General features: G+C 57.7%; 18 protein-coding genes. 9 read left to right on the plus strand and 9 right to left on the minus strand.

The window, feature by feature from the left end; all coding sequences use genetic code 11:
• Positions 1-9 precede the first annotated feature (9 nt).
• Positions 10-612, plus strand: coding sequence for a glutathione S-transferase family protein (locus JQ845_RS12205; RefSeq protein WP_003442001.1), 603 nt, complete (start codon positions 10-12; stop codon positions 610-612).
• Between the two features lie 120 nt (positions 613-732).
• Here JQ845_RS12205 and JQ845_RS12210 read toward each other — a convergent pair whose 3' ends face one another.
• The 6 genes from JQ845_RS12210 to JQ845_RS12235 form a co-directional block, all read right to left on the minus strand.
• Positions 733-1,464 carry a hypothetical protein gene (locus tag JQ845_RS12210; protein WP_203009032.1) on the minus strand — a complete coding sequence of 244 codons (732 nt, stop codon included), beginning with the start codon at positions 1,462-1,464 and terminating at the stop codon, positions 733-735.
• 155 nt (positions 1,465-1,619) lie between these two features.
• Complete coding sequence (locus JQ845_RS12215) at positions 1,620-1,991, minus strand: glutathione S-transferase N-terminal domain-containing protein (RefSeq protein WP_003442008.1); 372 nt, start codon at positions 1,989-1,991, stop codon at positions 1,620-1,622.
• 100 nt (positions 1,992-2,091) lie between these two features.
• Entirely contained in the window at positions 2,092-2,637 is a 546-nt protein-coding gene (gene folE / locus JQ845_RS12220; protein WP_003442011.1) for a GTP cyclohydrolase I FolE, read from the minus strand.
• Positions 2,638-2,714: 77 nt separating this feature from the next.
• A complete protein-coding gene (locus tag JQ845_RS12225) occupies positions 2,715-3,272 on the minus strand; it encodes a Smr/MutS family protein (RefSeq protein ID WP_003442014.1) in 558 nt (185 codons plus the stop codon).
• A gap of 63 nt (positions 3,273-3,335) precedes the next feature.
• Positions 3,336-3,656 (minus strand): hypothetical protein, encoded by a 321-nt coding sequence (locus tag JQ845_RS12230; protein WP_003442017.1) that lies wholly within the window; start codon positions 3,654-3,656, stop codon positions 3,336-3,338.
• Between the two features lie 143 nt (positions 3,657-3,799).
• On the minus strand, positions 3,800-4,390 hold the full coding sequence (locus tag JQ845_RS12235; protein ID WP_003442020.1) for a cysteine hydrolase family protein: 591 nt from the start codon (positions 4,388-4,390) through the stop codon (positions 3,800-3,802).
• A gap of 273 nt (positions 4,391-4,663) precedes the next feature.
• Between JQ845_RS12235 and prmB the strand changes: the two genes are divergently transcribed.
• Complete coding sequence (prmB, locus tag JQ845_RS12240; RefSeq protein ID WP_003442023.1) at positions 4,664-5,572, plus strand: 50S ribosomal protein L3 N(5)-glutamine methyltransferase; 909 nt, start codon at positions 4,664-4,666, stop codon at positions 5,570-5,572.
• Between the two features lie 45 nt (positions 5,573-5,617).
• On the opposite strand, the gene JQ845_RS12245 is transcribed toward prmB, so the two are convergent.
• Together JQ845_RS12245 and JQ845_RS12250 are read right to left on the minus strand one after the other, a co-directional pair.
• Complete coding sequence (locus JQ845_RS12245; RefSeq protein WP_003442026.1) at positions 5,618-6,409, minus strand: hypothetical protein; 792 nt, start codon at positions 6,407-6,409, stop codon at positions 5,618-5,620.
• 59 nt (positions 6,410-6,468) lie between these two features.
• The gene (locus JQ845_RS12250) at positions 6,469-7,467 is read right to left on the minus strand and encodes an alpha/beta hydrolase (RefSeq protein ID WP_003442029.1); all 999 of its coding nucleotides are present in this window, start codon (positions 7,465-7,467) and stop codon (positions 6,469-6,471) included.
• 143 nt (positions 7,468-7,610) lie between these two features.
• Between JQ845_RS12250 and aroC the strand changes: the two genes are divergently transcribed.
• The 3 genes from aroC to JQ845_RS12265 all read left to right on the plus strand — a co-directional run bounded on the left by aroC (position 7,611) and on the right by JQ845_RS12265 (position 10,528).
• A complete protein-coding gene (gene aroC, locus JQ845_RS12255; RefSeq protein WP_003442032.1) occupies positions 7,611-8,702 on the plus strand; it encodes a chorismate synthase in 1,092 nt (363 codons plus the stop codon).
• Positions 8,703-8,736: 34 nt separating this feature from the next.
• Positions 8,737-9,891, plus strand: coding sequence for an MFS transporter (locus JQ845_RS12260; RefSeq protein ID WP_202210890.1), 1,155 nt, complete (start codon positions 8,737-8,739; stop codon positions 9,889-9,891).
• Positions 9,892-9,982: 91 nt separating this feature from the next.
• A complete protein-coding gene (locus tag JQ845_RS12265) occupies positions 9,983-10,528 on the plus strand; it encodes a 1,2-dihydroxy-3-keto-5-methylthiopentene dioxygenase (protein WP_003442034.1) in 546 nt (181 codons plus the stop codon).
• A 110-nt stretch (positions 10,529-10,638) separates the two neighbouring features.
• Here the strand turns inward: JQ845_RS12265 and JQ845_RS12270 are convergent, their stop codons facing one another.
• Positions 10,639-10,917: a DUF3509 domain-containing protein gene (locus JQ845_RS12270; protein ID WP_003442035.1), complete on the minus strand. Its 279-nt coding sequence runs from the start codon at positions 10,915-10,917 to the stop codon at positions 10,639-10,641.
• A 313-nt stretch (positions 10,918-11,230) separates the two neighbouring features.
• On the opposite strand from JQ845_RS12270, the gene JQ845_RS12275 reads away from it, so the two are divergent.
• From JQ845_RS12275 to JQ845_RS12290, 4 genes are all read left to right on the plus strand, one after another.
• Positions 11,231-11,764: an ankyrin repeat domain-containing protein gene (locus tag JQ845_RS12275; RefSeq protein ID WP_003442036.1), complete on the plus strand. Its 534-nt coding sequence runs from the start codon at positions 11,231-11,233 to the stop codon at positions 11,762-11,764.
• Between the two features lie 70 nt (positions 11,765-11,834).
• Positions 11,835-12,365, plus strand: a complete 531-nt coding sequence (locus JQ845_RS12280; RefSeq protein ID WP_010656408.1) for a hypothetical protein — start codon at positions 11,835-11,837, stop codon at positions 12,363-12,365.
• Between the two features lie 85 nt (positions 12,366-12,450).
• Positions 12,451-12,642, plus strand: coding sequence for a PLDc N-terminal domain-containing protein (locus JQ845_RS12285; RefSeq protein ID WP_003442042.1), 192 nt, complete (start codon positions 12,451-12,453; stop codon positions 12,640-12,642).
• A 565-nt stretch (positions 12,643-13,207) separates the two neighbouring features.
• A complete protein-coding gene (locus JQ845_RS12290; RefSeq protein WP_203009033.1) occupies positions 13,208-15,286 on the plus strand; it encodes an LTA synthase family protein in 2,079 nt (692 codons plus the stop codon).
• Positions 15,287-15,328: the final 42 nt, after the last annotated feature.

Below are 15,328 nucleotides of genomic sequence, written 5' to 3' on the forward strand. Positions count from 1 at the left end.
GAAGTTGCGATGTTCAAGGTCTATGGCGATTACAACTCGGGCAACTGCTACAAGATCAAGCTGATGTTGCATTTGCTGGGTCTTGAGTATCAGTGGTTCGCGGTGGACATTCTCAAGGGCGAAACTGAAACCCCGGAATTTCTGGCGAAAAACCCCAACGGCAAAGTGCCGGTGCTGGAGCTGGAAGACGGCACCTGCCTTTGGGAGTCCAACGCGATTCTCAACTACCTGGCCGACGGCAGCGAGTTCTTGCCCGGTGAGCCCCGGCTGCGTACGCAAGTGTTGCAGTGGCAGTTTTTCGAGCAATACAGCCATGAGCCTTACATTGCAGTGGCGCGGTTTATCCAGTTGTACCTGGGGTTGCCCGAGGAACGTCTTGAGGAATACCGCAAACTGCAAAAGCGCGGTTACAAGGCGCTGGACGTGATGGAACAGCAGCTGGCCCGCACTCCGTATCTGGTGGGCGATCACTATTCGATTGCGGACGTGACGCTGTATGCCTACACCCACGTGGCAGATCAGGGCGGATTTGACCTGAGCGGCTATCCGGGCATTCAAGCCTGGCTACAACGGGTGGCCAGCCATCCGAGGCATGTGGGGATGCTTGATTGAGATACAGGACAGGTTGAAAACCGGCCCTGTAAATTGGCTGCTGTGCAGTCCTCCGCTCGCCACAGGTAGGGTGTCAGGCCTTGAATGAGCAGTAAGGAGCCCAAGGGCTCCTTTTTTGCGTCACTGTTTTTCCAGCAGCCATTGGCGTGGACCCGGAGTGAGCTGGGGGATTTCGTCGGGCAGTGACAGGTTGATCGCCTTGAAAATCTCCAGCTGCTTGCCATGACGGACGAAAATCCATCCTTCCCCGATATCACCCTTGCCCAGGTAGAGGGTGTCATTGCCGGCACCTTGATTGGCGCAATCGCCTCCCAGGCACAACTCATACCGGTCATTTTGTCCCAGCCCTGTCACACCGCCATCATCTTTGAACGCAACGGTGTTACCGGTACCCGGGCCTTCAACGATCCTCCACTGACCACCCATATAGGCTGCGTTCAATGCCTGCCGGAAATTCGTGTCCGTCCTGGCGCCGGCGACGGACCGGGCCGGACGTGAGAAAACCTGGGCTGCGTAAGTTTTTGTGGGTTGCTGGATCAGTTGTTTGCCATTCAGTTGCAGTTCGTTGATGAAATGCCCGTCGTGGTAAATGGCCCAGGTACCGGGAGCCTTGGGCAGCAATTGGCCTTCGTTCAGCTCGAATGCATTGCGAAATTGTACTTTGCCGTTACGGGTGTCGATGTTCCATTCCAGGTTCATGCCGTGGGCATCAATGGTCTGCAGCAAGGGCCTGCCCTGGGCGGCTGAATCGATGGCCGCCTGGTTGATCCATAGTCCGTTGATGTCGGACGTTTGCGGCTCATGACTGCAGCCGCCCAGCAGGATCAGGCTCAGGGCAAGTAATTTTCGCATGGGGATTATCTGCACAAGGTTGGACGGTGATGACGCTGACTGAACCAGAAGTAACCCGCAGTCGCTGAAGATATTCCAGGGCTGCGATCGGGCAGAGCCCGCAAAACTTGAGCTCGCAGCCTTGGTTTCCCGTCAGCGAGTCGGGTCACAGGAGGTTAAACGTTGGCAAAACGCTGGTTCAGGTAATCGATGATGACTTTGGAATCGTACATCCAGGTGGTCTTGCCGTCTTCTTCGATCCGCAGGCACGGGACTTTGATCTTGCCCCCTTGCTCCAGCAGCGTCTGGCGGTCCTGTTCGTTGTTCTTGGCGTCGCGCAGTGCCACTGGTACGTTCAGGCGGCGCAGGGTGCGGCGGGTTTTTACACAGAACGGGCAGGCATGGAACTGGTACAGGGTCAGGCTTTTGGCGGCCTCGTCAACCTGGGCCTGAGCCGCTGCCGGGCGTTGCTTTTTGCCGGGACGGGTTATGAAATCGCCAGCGATGATCAGCTGACCCAGGCCTACGCGAAGCGCTTTGATAAACACAGTAAAAGCCTCATGGGCGAGAAAGAAGGGGCGCAGCTTACCTGAAATCGGCAGGCGAAAAAAAACCGGCGATCAACGCCGGTCTTTCTGACTGGGGATATTACTTGATCAAGCTGAGAAACTCGCTGCGGGTGGCCGCGTTTTCGCGGAACTCACCCAGCATCACCGAGGTGATCATCGACGAGTTCTGTTTCTCGACACCGCGCATCATCATGCACATGTGCTTGGCTTCAATCACTACGGCCACGCCCAGCGCACCGGTAACCTGCATCACCGCATCGGCAATCTGCCGGCTCAGGTTTTCCTGAATCTGCAGGCGACGGGCGTACATGTCGACTATCCGTGCCACTTTCGACAGGCCCAGCACTTTGCCGCTCGGAATGTAAGCGACGTGAGCTTTGCCGATAAACGGCAACAAGTGGTGTTCGCACAACGAGTAAAGCTCGATGTCCTTGACCAGTACCATTTCGCTGTTGTCAGAGCTGAACAAGGCACCGTTGGTGACTTCTTCCAGGGTTTGCTCATAGCCGCGGCAAAGGTACTGCATGGCTTTGGCGGCACGCTTTGGCGTATCCAGCAGGCCTTCACGGGAAACGTCTTCGCCGAGTTGACCGAGGATCGCGGTGTAGTTTTGTTCCAGGGACATTAATCTACCTGTGGGATTTTTCGCAAAGAGTAAGGGTACGGGGGCTGGCACGGCGCTGCAAGTGTGGTGATAGGGTGTTACTCGTCGCGACCATCCATCATGGTGCGCTTGAGCATGACGTAAACCGCCCCGGCGCCCCCATGCCTGGCCTGGCAGGAGCAGAACCCCAGCACTTGCGAGTGTTGGCGCAACCATGTGTTGACGTGACTTTTGATCATTGGTCGCTTGCCGTCCAGGCGCACGGCTTTGCCGTGGGTGACGCGGACACAGCGCACTTCAAGGCGGGAGGCTTCGCCCAGAAACTCCCACAGGGTTTCGCGGGCCTTTTCGACGGTCATGCCGTGCAGGTCAAGACTGCCTTCGAAGCTGATCTGGCCGAGTTTGAGCTTGCGCATCTGGCTTTCTTGCACGCCGTCCCGTGACCAGTTCAATTGGTCTTCGGGGCCGACATCAATCACAAACTGGTCCGACAGGCCGTCGATGATCGTGGCATTGGTGCGCACGGTCGCGTTCTGGCGCAGTTTGGCCAGTTGTGCTCGGTCGGATTTGGGTTTGCCGGTATCGGCACGATCATGCTTGATCGGCTTTACACCGCGAGTCTCGTTTTTGAACAGGGAAAAGTCGTCGTCTTGCATGTCAGCCTCCGCGAAGGGCGGCTAGTTTACCCAAGTCGACGACAATCGGGCGGCGGATATGCCTCAGTCGCGCTTTTTCATCAGGTGCGCAGCCATGCTCAGCCCAAACGGCTGGCGCATCCGGCGACGGCGGCGGCGCCAAAGCCAGACACCCAGCCAGCTGATCAGTATTCCGAATACCAGCACTACGATCGCCCCGGCAGGGCTGGCGTTGAGCTCGCCCAACGCCTCTGGATGGCCAATCAGGCTACTGGCGCCGGCCAGTAGCAATAGCACGCCGCACAGCGTCAGCAGGGCGGCAAAAAGCAGCACCAGACGCGAACGCCAGTTGCTGTGTGCCTTGGGACGCAAACGTCGCGCGTCAAAACCATCGGCGATCTTCATTCCGATCTTTCCTTAAAGGGTATCGGCCCTTCGACAGGAACATGGACAGGTTGTTCCTGAGATGCGCTGAAAAGGGGAGCGTGCTGGCAATGGAATGTCTCGATAGGCGGCTTGAGCAGCCCGCCTATCAGGAGCGGACGGGATCAAATCAGGTTTTTGGTCAGGGTCAGGGTGGCGAAGTTGTCATTCATGATTGCCATCTCGGTTTTCTGTACCTGCGCGGCGCTGATAATGCCATCCGGAGTAGGCAGGTCGCGTGTGGCGCAGGCATCTTCGACCAGGGTGCAGCGCAAGCCATAGTCTTTGGCGGCGCGAACCGTGGTGCTGACGCTGGAGTGGCTCATGAAGCCGCAGACAATCACATCCAGGGAGCCCAGGTTTTCCAGGGCTTTTTGCAGGCCGGTGTCATTGAAGGCGTTGGGCATGCGTTTTTCGATGATCAACTCATCACCTTGAGGCTCCAGGCCCTTGATGAACGCGCCGCGCTCGCCTTGAGGGTCGAACATGCCGCCCACCGTGCCCAGATGGCGGATATGAACCACGGGGCGCTTGGCCTTGCGGGCCGCGTCGAGCAGAAGGGCGATATTGGCGGTGGCGGCTTCCATTCCGGACAAGGCCAGAGGCCCGCTCAGGTATTCATTTTGCGCATCGATGATCAGCAGGCTGGCGTTGCTCAGGCTGGCAGCGGCATAACCACGTCCAGTGAGTTGAAACATCGTCTTTAAAGCGGGCATTCGAGGGGCTCCTTTGAGTGGGGCTTTTGCGACATTCTCCACTGGCCGGGCGCTTATGTGAATGGCTAGTCGTGTAAGCCACGTGGTTCTTGGCCTACAGCGCAGCCAGAGGTGAGCGCCGGAGTGCCCAAGTGTACGAAATGGAGTGATTTTGGGTTTTTGCGCAGCTGTTATGTGCGCCCGGCTTGGCATTTTGCCTGACCGTAGGGCACAACCTTAACCCTGTCGGGATTTGGCTGTTAGAATCATCGGTCGATTTTGAGGAGTAAGACCGTGATCACTTCCCGCCTGCGCACTCTGCGCGACCATATTCGCTGGGCCGTCAGCCACTTTCATGGGGAAGAGCTGTTCTTTGGTCATGGTACCGACAACGCTTGGGACGAAGCCCGACAGTTAGTGTTGGGGGCATTGAACCTGCCCTGGGAAATCGCTGACAGCTATCTCGACTGCCGCCTCGAGGACGATGAGCTGGTTAATCTGCAGCATCTGCTCAAGCGCCGGATTGAAGAGCGCGTGCCGACGGCTTACCTGCTGGGCGAGGCATGGTTCTGCGGCATGTCGTTTATCGTTGATGAGCGCGTGTTGATTCCGCGCTCGCCGATTGGTGAGCTGATCGAAAAGCGTTTCGAGCCGTGGCTGGGTGCAGAACCGGCGCGGATCCTCGATCTGTGCACCGGCTCGGGCTGCATCGGCATCGCCTGTGCGTATGAGTTCCAGAATGCCGAAGTGGTGCTGGCCGACCTGTCCTACGAAGCACTCGAAGTGGCCAACCAGAACATTGAACGCCATGGCGTTGATGAGCGGGTATACACGGTTCAGGGCGATGGCTTTGATGGTCTGCCGGGGCAGCGCTTCGATTTGATCGTGTCAAACCCGCCCTATGTCGACGCTGAAGATTTTGCTGACATGCCGGCGGAGTATCAGCACGAACCCGAGCTGGGCCTGGCGTGCGGCGATGACGGGCTGAATCTGGTTCGCCGGATGCTGGCGGAGGCAGGCGATCATCTGACCGACAAGGGTTTGTTGATCGTTGAGGTGGGCAATAGCCAGGTTCACGTCGAGTCGTTGTATCCGGAAGTCGACTTTGCCTGGCTCGAGTTTGAGCGCGGCGGGCATGGCGTATTCATGCTTACGGCCGAGCAATGCCGTGAGCATCAAGCGCTGTTTGCTTCGCGGGTTTAAGCCCTGGATCGGCAGGCGCCTGGCAAGCCAGGCTCCTGCCGTTTTTTAGCGGTGAGTCGCAATCCAGATCAGTAGCGCTGCCTGGAACACTGCAAAGGCAACCAGGCAGGTGATGGTGAAGCGCAAACCGGTATCTTCGCGCTGGTATTTGCTGATCCGTTCTTCTTTTTCCCGCAGTTTCAGTTCTTGTGCCTGCAGATTTTGTTCTGCTTGCTGAAGCATTTGTGCGGCCTCGAGAATCTCCACGAACTGGATTTTTTCGCTGTTCCAGGTGTTGTACAGCTCGCCGGCCTGCACTTTCTCGATCCGCGCCTTACGCTGCAGTGCGTCCTCATAGATCACATCAAAGCCCTGGGTGCGCAGGCAGTGGTCGCGGCGCAGGCGGGTGTCTTCGTTGAGGGCATCGCGGCTGGGCAAGTCGATGCTGTCAAAATGGTAACGCGCCCATTTCTTCTGTACCCACTCAATCCCCTGGGCCATCAGGAAACGACCGATGCCGCGATTCATGGGCTCAACCAGCAAACCGCGCTCGGGGCTGATGCTCACCCGCTGGGTGGCATGGTCGACCCACACCTCAAGCTGGTTCTGTTCTTTGCGTACCTTTTGCCCGGGCAGCAGGATCTCCAGCCGCAACAGGCTGAGGTCTTTGTTGTTGCGCTCGGCATAGCCGAACTGCACAAAGCGCAAAGGCCGCGCGCCGGTGCTGCGGTCAGTCTGCAGGGGGGCCAGGCGCAGCATTTTGAAATGCTCGGGGTGCACATCTGCCCAAGGCCGCACAGGCGTCTCGGGCGTTGCCGGCTCTTCAGGGCCGGCGGGTTGTGATGGGGTGTCGCTCATAACGGCAGAGTCCTGTGCAAGCCCGGTATGTCGACCTGATTTGGGCGGTCGACACTGGCTTATCGGCCGTTAGTGCCAGGACTGGAGGGCTGGGCGGCATTCACTTTAGTGATGAAGCGCACAGTTCGATCACCAAGTTCTCCCGCCACCCGCTGATTGGGGTCGTTGTAGGACTGGATCTGGCGTTTCATGTCCATCGGCACTATGCGCATCACGTGGTTCATGCCGTTGATCAGGGTCAGCACGGCATCCGGCTTGGCCGCCTTGAGCAGGCGTGCATCCTTGACCTCGACCTGGATGTCGTGGGTGCCCTGGATGATCAGGGCCGGCATCTTCAGTGCGGCAAAAGCGGTAGCCGGGTTATAGCGCAGCAGGCTGATCATGTACGGCTGCACACTTGGACGGAAAATCACTTCAAGGTCGGCGGGCACATTGTCATCGGTGCGCCCGGCTTCGAGGGTGCTGATCAGCTCGAAGCTGCGCTTGAGCATGGCCGGTGGCAGGTGATTGCGCTGTAGCTGCTCGCGCAACAACTGGCCGACCGGGCGTCCCGTGCCGGCAATCGAAATTACCCCGGCGGCGCCTATGCGCGGCGCGGCCAGGCTGGCGATCAGCGCACCTTCGCTATGGCCCAGGACAAACACCTTGCCGAAGCGCGGGTCACTTTTGAGCTTCTCGCCCCAGGCCACGGCATCGGTAACGTATTGGTCCAGGCTCAGTTTACTTTCGTCAGGCCCGGCGGGCTGGCTTTGGGCAATCCCGCGCTTGTCGAAACGCACGCTGGCGATATTGCTCTGGGCAAGGCGCCATGCCAGCTTTTTCAGGCTGTCGTTGCGTCCGCCAATGGTGTTGTTGCCATCGCGGTCGGTGGGGCCGGAGCCGGCAATGATCAGTACCACGGGCACGGGTTTATCGCTCTTTGGCAGCACCAGCGAGCCATAAAGCGTGCCGGAGCCGGTGTCCAGCTCGATGGGCCGCAGCAACACATTAGAAGGGGGGGCCGCCAGGGCCTGGGTGCCAAACAGGGTCAGGGCTAAAAAAAGTATTCGCAGCATCATCACGCCATCATTGTCTAATGTGCCGGTTGGACAAACCCGGATGAGTAAGGTTCGAGGATGAACTACAAGGGCAGCCTGCGTATACTGGCGCGCATAGTTATCGAGGCTGAATTCAATCGGCTGATTTTCGCGGAGCGCCCTGCATGTCCGGCAATACCTTCGGCAAGCTGTTCACTGTCACCACCGCTGGCGAAAGCCATGGCCCGGCGTTGGTCGCCATTGTTGATGGCTGCCCGCCCGGGCTCGAGCTGTCCATTGAAGACTTGCAGCACGATCTGGATCGACGCAAGCCTGGCACCAGCCGTCATACCACCCAGCGCCAGGAGGCCGACGAAGTCGAAATTCTCTCCGGTGTTTTTGAAGGCCGCACTACCGGTTGCGCCATCGGCCTGCTGATCCGCAATACCGACCAGAAGTCCAAGGACTACTCGGCGATCAAGGATCTGTTCCGCCCGTCCCACGCGGACTACACCTATCACCACAAATACGGTGAACGTGATTACCGCGGCGGCGGCCGCAGCTCGGCCCGTGAAACCGCCATGCGCGTGGCGGCGGGTGCGATTGCCAAAAAGTACCTGGCGACCCAGGGCATTGTGATCCGTGGCTACATGAGCCAGCTGGGCCCGATTGAAATCCCGTTCAAAACCTGGGATTCGGTCGAAGAAAACGCATTCTTCAGCCCCGACCCGGACAAAGTGCCCGAGCTCGAGGCCTACATGGACCAGCTGCGTCGCGATCAGGATTCCGTCGGGGCGAAAATTACCGTCGTGGCCGAAGGGGTCATTCCGGGCCTGGGCGAACCGATTTTCGACCGTCTGGATGCAGAACTGGCCCATGCGCTGATGAGCATCAACGCAGTCAAGGGCATTGAAATCGGTGCGGGTTTTGCCAGTGTTGCCCAGCGCGGCACCGAGCATCGCGACGAGATGACGCCCCAGGGTTTCCTCAGCAACAACGCGGGCGGCATTCTGGGCGGTATTTCCAGCGGTCAGCCGATTGTTGCGCATCTGGCGCTCAAGCCGACATCCAGCATCACCACCCCGGGTCGCTCGATTGATGTTGACGGTAACCCGGTGGACGTTATCACCAAGGGCCGCCATGACCCGTGCGTGGGCATCCGTGCCACGCCGATTGCCGAGGCGATGATGGCAATCGTATTGATGGACCACCTGCTGCGCCATCGCGGGCAGAATGCCGATGTGAGCGTCAGCACGCCTGTGCTGGGCCAGTTGTAATGCAAGGACTGTTGAGCGCCATGGTCTGACGACGGTGGCGCCACTTCCTTACTGGCGATTGTCGGGGTTCTATCTTTTTTACTTCGCTTTGCTCGGTGCAACAGCGCCTTTTCTGGCGCTGTACTTTCATCATCTCGGGTTCTCCAGCGCGCGAATAGGCGAGCTGGTGGCCATTCCGATGCTGATGCGCTGCATAGCCCCCAATCTGTGGGGCTGGCTGGGGGATTACACCGGCAAGCGCCTGTTGATCGTGCGACTGGGGGCGCTCTGTACGCTGCTCAGCTTCAGCTTGATCTTCTTCGGCAAGAGTTACGCCTGGCTGGCGCTGGTCATGGCATTGCACGCGTTCTTCTGGCACGCCGTGCTGCCACAGTTTGAAGTCATCACCTTCGCCCATTTGCGCGAGCAGCCGGAGCGCTACAGCCAGATCCGGTTGTGGGGATCCATTGGTTTTATCCTCGCCGTCGTTCTTCTGGGGCGTTTGTTTGAATGGTTGAGCCTGGACATCTATCCGGCTGCGCTGATCCTGGTCATGGCCGGGATTGTCCTGTTCAGTCTGTGGGTGCCAAACGCCCAGCCCTCATATCAGGGGCGAGAGCCGCTGGAAGGGGGCTTTTTGCAGCAGCTGTGCAGCCCCGGGGTGATCGCGTTTTACGTCTGTGTCGCGTTGATGCAGATGAGCCACGGACCGTACTACACCTTTCTCACCCTGCACCTTGAAGCCCTCGGCTATAGCCGGGGTGTGATCGGCTTGCTGTGGGCGTTGGGGGTGGTGGCAGAAGTGCTGATGTTTTTGGCCATGCGCCGCATCCTGCAAAGATTTTCGGTGCGCCGGGTATTAATGTTCAGCTTTCTGTTGGCTGCATTGCGCTGGCTGCTGTTGGGGTCTGTTGCCGAGTACCTGTGGCTGTTGCTGCTGGCGCAATTGCTGCACGCCGCCACCTTCGGCAGTTTTCATGCCTCTGCCATGACGTTCGTGCAGCGCAGCTTCGGTCCGGGCCAGCAGGGGCAAGGGCAGGCGCTGTATGCCACCCTGGCCGGCATTGGCGGCGCGGTCGGTGCGTTGTACGCCGGGTACAGCTGGAACACGCTGGGCCCGACTATCACCTTTAGTATGGCAAGCGTCGCAGCGTTGGCGGCAGCCGTTATCATTGCCACTCGACTGCAAGAGGACAGGGCACAACCCTGACTTCGCCGTAAATTTGCAGCCTGATTTGAAAGGATGCCTGAGCGGCCTGTAATAGCCGTAAGGGCATGCCTACGCCGAGGAACCACGTCCAATGAGCAGTCTGTCCGTTTATCACGTATCAAGCCCTGAAATGCCGAACAAGGTGCTGACCCACCTTGAAGACATCGCTGCGACTCTGGCCGAGCAGGGTGTGCACTTTGATCGCTGGCAGGCGTGCGCGCCGATCCGGCCGGGTGCCAGCCAGGAAGAAGTAATCGATGCCAACCGTGAGCAGATTGACCACTTGATGACCGAGGGCGGTTATATCGCGGTTGATGTGATCAGCCTCGATCGAGATCACCCGCAAAAAGCCGAGTTGCGCGCCAGGTTTCTGGACGAGCATCACTACGGGGAAGATGAAGTGCGTTTCCTGGTGGCAGGGCGCGGGCTGTTCAGCTTGCATATGGGGGATTATGTTTACGCGGTACTGTGCGAGAAAAATGACCTGATCTCAGTCCCTGCGGGCACTGCGCACTGGTTTGACATGGGCGAGCATCCGCATTTTGTTGCCATCCGCCTGTTCAGCAATCCTGAAGCCCTGGTGATGAGTTACACCGGCCAGGACATTGCCGGCCGCTTCCCGGGTTTCGAAGACTAAGGGCGCGCTGCCCAAGGAGCTTGGGCAAAGTCGACCCAGATGGACAAAAGCCAGCAGCCGCGTTGATAGCGGCTGCTGGCTTTTTAGTATTTCGGGTTTATGCCGCGTTATTACCGGGAGTGGTAGGTCGGCAGGGCAAAACGGTGCTGGCTTTGCAGCATCGAAATCGTCGGCAGTTCACTGGCTGTGCCGGCCAGGTCGCGGCGAATCGCGCTGATCACCCAGGTCAGTTGTTCTGCGGTGTGCAATTGCGCATAGGAAATTGAGCGTTGTGTCTGTTTGCCATCGCTGTCGCACAGGGTCAACAACACGCCGCCATCCGGGCGGGGTTTGACAGTAACGCTGTGGTTAGAGAACAACGATGCGAATTTTTCTTGGATCAGGCTCATGTGATTCAGCTCCATTGGCTCATGACTGGCTTGCATGGAGTAGGTATTGCAGTGATTGTGCCACTATTTATTTTTTAAAATATCCTTATAAATCAATGGCTTGTAATTTCAGGCTGAGCTGGCCGTCGTGCAATCTGCATGACTGGCCATCGTGCATCCTGCATTTTGCCCATTTTGTCTGGGTTATTTTCCCGTTGGATGGAATTATTCCAGTCGATTGATTGTCGCTATGGCGCACTTGAGCAAAAAAGGGATGACACGCAGGGCCGGTCTCAGGAAACTGGATTTCTTTGTAACGAACGTGGAGCTTCATATGTCAGACGACAAGCCAGCAGATCAAAATCGGCAGATGACCCCGGAAGAGGCTGCGGAGTTTGCCGAGCAGGTGTTCAACAAGGCGCGCGAAGGTGATGCGGCGATGCTGGCGGCCTTGCTGAGCAAGGGCTTGCCGCCCAATCTGCGCAATCACAAGGGCGATACCCTGTTGATGCTCGCCAGCTATCACGGGCACGTTGAAGCGGTGAAGGTTCTGCTCGAGCATAAAGCCGATCCCGAGATCCGCAACGATAACGGTCAGAGCCCGATTGCAGGCGCAGCATTCAAAGGCGACCTGGAGATGGTCAAAGCGTTGGTGGAGGGGGGCGCTCAGGTTGAAGGCGCTTCGTTCGATGGCCGTACTGCGCTGATGATGGCTGCGATGTTCAATCGCGTCGCTATCATCGACTACCTGATCAGCAAAGGGGCTGATCCGCAGGCCAAGGATGCCAATGGCATTACTGCACTGGATGCCGCCAAAACCATGGGCGCCACAGATGCCGTGGCTCAGCTCGAGAAACTGGCGGGTTGATTTCGGACCCCGGGGGGCGCATTTGATATATCCTGCGCGCCCTCAATTTTCCTCGTGACAGGCCTCGCCCATGAAAACCACTCTCGTTGAACTCATCAGCAAAATCAGCTCCGGGTGCATGGACGACGACGATATCGCCACCATCGCCACAGAAGCCGCCCAGGCTTACGCAGACCCGGTGGCATTTCTGGCAGCCAACCCGGATATCAACTACGACGACAGCTTCCCGATTGCCCTGGGTGAGTGGGTCGTGATCGGGAGCCTGCCAGACACCGTCCTGTTTCAGGCCGATACCTATATGGAGCTGTTTGCACAGATCGTGGCGTCGTTTGGTCCGGGTGTCGCATTCAACATCAAACCCAAGCAACTGGCTAAAACAGAGGCGCTGACGGCCCTCAACCGCATTCAGATCCAGATGGGGAGCATGAATCCGGAGAAGGGCGGATACGTGCTGATGAACCTGAGCCAGCCGCTGGATGACGAGATTCAGGTGGTGCTGGTTTTCGGCAATGACGTGCCTCGCGTTCTGGAGCTGTGCGCCGAAGCCGGGATCAGTGCTGCACCTTCGCTGGAAGCCTTGAAAGTAGCGGTTCACGTCTGACAGGCCCGGTCCATGCAATAAAAACCGGAACCCTGGCCACAGCTGACTATCCTATGTGAACAGTTACTCACTCAGGAGCGTCATCATGGGGTCCACGTTCAACGGTCTGATTGGCCTGATTATTCTGGCTCTGGATATTTGGGCCATCATCAATGTGATCAAAAGCGGTGCAGGAACCGGGGCGAAAATCATCTGGGTATTGCTGATTATCTTCCTGCCGGTGCTGGGCCTGATCATTTGGGCCATCGCCGGGCCACGGGGCAATGTCCGAGTTTGAGCCATGATCAGCGGGCTGCGACGGGTTTGTCGTGGCGGTCCGCTGAGTTTGTCTGCGTCAGGGTTCGACCTGACACCCTCCCCGAAGTAGAATGCGCGTCTTTGTTGGGCAGTTGAACGGGTGTGCAGCAATAGCGCCGCCGGGTTTGTCTGTCGATCATGGGCGGGTGACCGTCTGTTGCCCAAAACCAAAGCAAAATCCGATGCGATCATTCCGGGCTTCACCGATCTTCTCGGTCCGGGTGACCTGATGTTCTGCGAAAACTTCTTTCAGGCATGCCTGAAGTCCATGTATGAGCTTTCGTTTTGCCGCCTATGTTTTACAGGCAGTGAACATGCCGGGTAATGATCGGGTATCTTCCGGGATCTGTTGATGTTTGGTTGTGGGTTGCATCGCTAGCACACTGCAATGCCAGCAGAACCTTGAGCGAGAGGGGCCGAAAGGCCCTTTCTTATGTTTCAAAATGTGCTCTACACGGAATTTTCACGATCTATTCAAGACAATCCGCCAGCAAAATTTCGGCTTGACTACTTTTTCAACTTGAACAAATGGGTTCTTAAACGACATGGCAAACCCGGACGCCCCAAAACAACAGCACGCTGCTACGCGTGTGTTGCAACCGACGGTCAAATCGCATCTGGCGTTTACGCTGCTGTGTGCCTTGATCATGATGCTGATGTTCACCCTGCTACGGGTTGCTCTGCTGGTTTATAACCGGGAAATGATCCTCGATACCCCGGCTTCGACCTTCCTCGAAGCATTCGCCAACGGTCTGCGATTTGACCTGCGAATTGTGGTGTATCTCAGCATTCCTCTACTGTTGGCGATTCTCAGTGTCAAAGCCATGACCATGCGCGCAGTGATGCGCTTGTGGCTGACAGCTGCTTGCAGCCTGGCGCTGTTTTTGGGCCTGATGGAGATGGACTTCTACCGCGAGTTCCACCAGCGCCTTAACGGTCTGGTTTTCCAGTACGTCAAGGAAGACCCTAAAACCGTCATGAGCATGCTCTGGTACGGTTTCCCGGTGGTGCGCTACTTGTTGGCCTGGGCCGTTGGTACGCTGATTCTGTACTTCGCATTTCGTGGCGCCGATCGCATGACCCGTTCGCGGACCACCGCAGCCGTTGCCGGTACCGCCCGCGCCGTGGCGCCGTGGTATGGCCGTGTCGCGGTGTTTGTGGTGGTACTGCTGGTGTGTGTGGTTGCTGCTCGCGGCACCTTGCGCCAGGGTCCTCCTCTACGTTGGGGCGATGCCTACACAACAGACTCCAACTTCGCTAACCAGCTGGGTCTTAACGGCTCCCTGTCGCTGATTGCCGCTGCCAAAAGCCGCTTTTCCGACGAGCGCAGCAATATCTGGAAGGCCACCCTGGAAGATCCGGTAGCCCAACAGACAGTGCGCGATATGCTGCTGACCGAGAACGACAAGCTGGTCGATCCGGACACTGCGCCTGTACGCCGCGATACCACGCCACCTGCGGAAAAAACCCTGCCGATCAAGAACGTTGTCGTGATCCTGATGGAAAGCTTCGCCGGTCACTCGGTGGGTGCGCTGGGTCGTCCGGGCAATGTCACGCCGTATTTTGACAACCTGTCGAAAGAAGGCCTGTTGTTTGAGCGCTTCTTCTCCAACGGTACCCATACCCACCAGGGTATGTTCGCAACCATGGCCTGTTTCCCGAACCTGCCGGGTTTTGAATACCTGATGCAAACCCCGGAAGGCAGCCACAAGCTGTCCGGTCTGCCGGAACTGCTCAGTGCACGCAAGTTTGACGACGTCTATGTCTACAACGGTGATTTTGCCTGGGACAACCAGTCGGGTTTCTTCAGCAATCAGGGGATGACCACTTTCGTTGGTCGTAACGATTACGTTGATCCGGTGTTCTCCGATCCTACGTGGGGCGTGTCCGATCAGGACATGTTCAACCGTGGTCTGGAAGAGCTGAAGAAGCGCGAAGGCAAAGAACCGTTCTATGCCTTGCTGCAGACCCTGTCCAACCACACGCCGTATGCACTGCCGACCCCGTTGCCGGTTGAACCGGTCACTGACCGTGGATCGCTCAATGAGCATTTGACGGCCATGCGTTACTCGGACTGGGCATTGGGTCAGTTCTTCGAAAAAGCGCGTAAAGAACCGTATTTCAAGGAAACCCTGTTTGTGGTGGTGGGTGACCACGGCTTCGGTAACGAGCAGCAAATTTCCGAGATGGACCTGGGACGCTTTAACGTTCCATTGCTGTTGATCGGGCCTGGCATCCAGGAAAAATTTGGCGCGCGCAATGACACCGTGGGGACACAGGTTGATATCGTGCCGACCATCATGGGGCGTCTGGGTGGCGAGTTCCGTCAGCAATGCTGGGGCCGTGACCTGCTCACCCTGCCTGAAGGCGACAAGGGTACAGGCGTGATCAAGCCGTCCGGCAGTGACCAGACAGTGGCAGTCATCAGCGGCGACCACTTGCTGGTTCAGCCCAAGGATATGCCGGCCAAGGTTTGGCAGTACAAGCTGGGCGCCAATCCTGAAGCCAAGGTGGTTACCGATTCGCCGGATGAGGCCGAGCTTAAAAAGAAACTCGAATCCTTCCTGCAAACAGCCACCAAAAGCTTGATGGATAACACTGCGGGTGTAGAAGATCCGAAGTAAGTAACCGCGCAATAAAAAAGAGGCCTCAGGGCCTCTTTTTTA

The organism is Pseudomonas paraversuta, assembly GCF_904063065.1.
Taxonomy (GTDB): Bacteria; Pseudomonadota; Gammaproteobacteria; order Pseudomonadales; family Pseudomonadaceae; genus Aquipseudomonas; species Aquipseudomonas paraversuta.

Bases quoted from the DNA above. Each gene is read 5' to 3' on its own strand.
- JQ845_RS12230 (WP_003442017.1), bottom strand. From the start codon at position 3,656: ATGAAGATCGCCGATGGTTTTGACGCGCGACGTTTGCGTCCCAAGGCA.
- JQ845_RS12285 (WP_003442042.1), top strand. From the start codon at position 12,451: ATGGGGTCCACGTTCAACGGTCTGATTGGCCTGATTATTCTGGCTCTG.
- JQ845_RS12225 (WP_003442014.1), bottom strand. From the start codon at position 3,272: ATGCAAGACGACGACTTTTCCCTGTTCAAAAACGAGACTCGCGGTGTA.
- JQ845_RS12280 (WP_010656408.1), top strand. From the start codon at position 11,835: ATGAAAACCACTCTCGTTGAACTCATCAGCAAAATCAGCTCCGGGTGC.
- JQ845_RS12205 (WP_003442001.1), top strand. From the start codon at position 10: ATGTTCAAGGTCTATGGCGATTACAACTCGGGCAACTGCTACAAGATC.
- JQ845_RS12210 (WP_203009032.1), bottom strand. From the start codon at position 1,464: ATGCGAAAATTACTTGCCCTGAGCCTGATCCTGCTGGGCGGCTGCAGT.
- JQ845_RS12250 (WP_003442029.1), bottom strand. From the start codon at position 7,467: ATGATGCTGCGAATACTTTTTTTAGCCCTGACCCTGTTTGGCACCCAG.
- aroC (WP_003442032.1), top strand. From the start codon at position 7,611: ATGTCCGGCAATACCTTCGGCAAGCTGTTCACTGTCACCACCGCTGGC.
- JQ845_RS12275 (WP_003442036.1), top strand. From the start codon at position 11,231: ATGTCAGACGACAAGCCAGCAGATCAAAATCGGCAGATGACCCCGGAA.
- JQ845_RS12270 (WP_003442035.1), bottom strand. From the start codon at position 10,917: ATGAGCCTGATCCAAGAAAAATTCGCATCGTTGTTCTCTAACCACAGC.
- JQ845_RS12265 (WP_003442034.1), top strand. From the start codon at position 9,983: ATGAGCAGTCTGTCCGTTTATCACGTATCAAGCCCTGAAATGCCGAAC.
- JQ845_RS12235 (WP_003442020.1), bottom strand. From the start codon at position 4,390: ATGCCCGCTTTAAAGACGATGTTTCAACTCACTGGACGTGGTTATGCC.
- JQ845_RS12290 (WP_203009033.1), top strand. From the start codon at position 13,208: ATGGCAAACCCGGACGCCCCAAAACAACAGCACGCTGCTACGCGTGTG.
- folE (WP_003442011.1), bottom strand. From the start codon at position 2,637: ATGTCCCTGGAACAAAACTACACCGCGATCCTCGGTCAACTCGGCGAA.
- JQ845_RS12245 (WP_003442026.1), bottom strand. From the start codon at position 6,409: ATGAGCGACACCCCATCACAACCCGCCGGCCCTGAAGAGCCGGCAACG.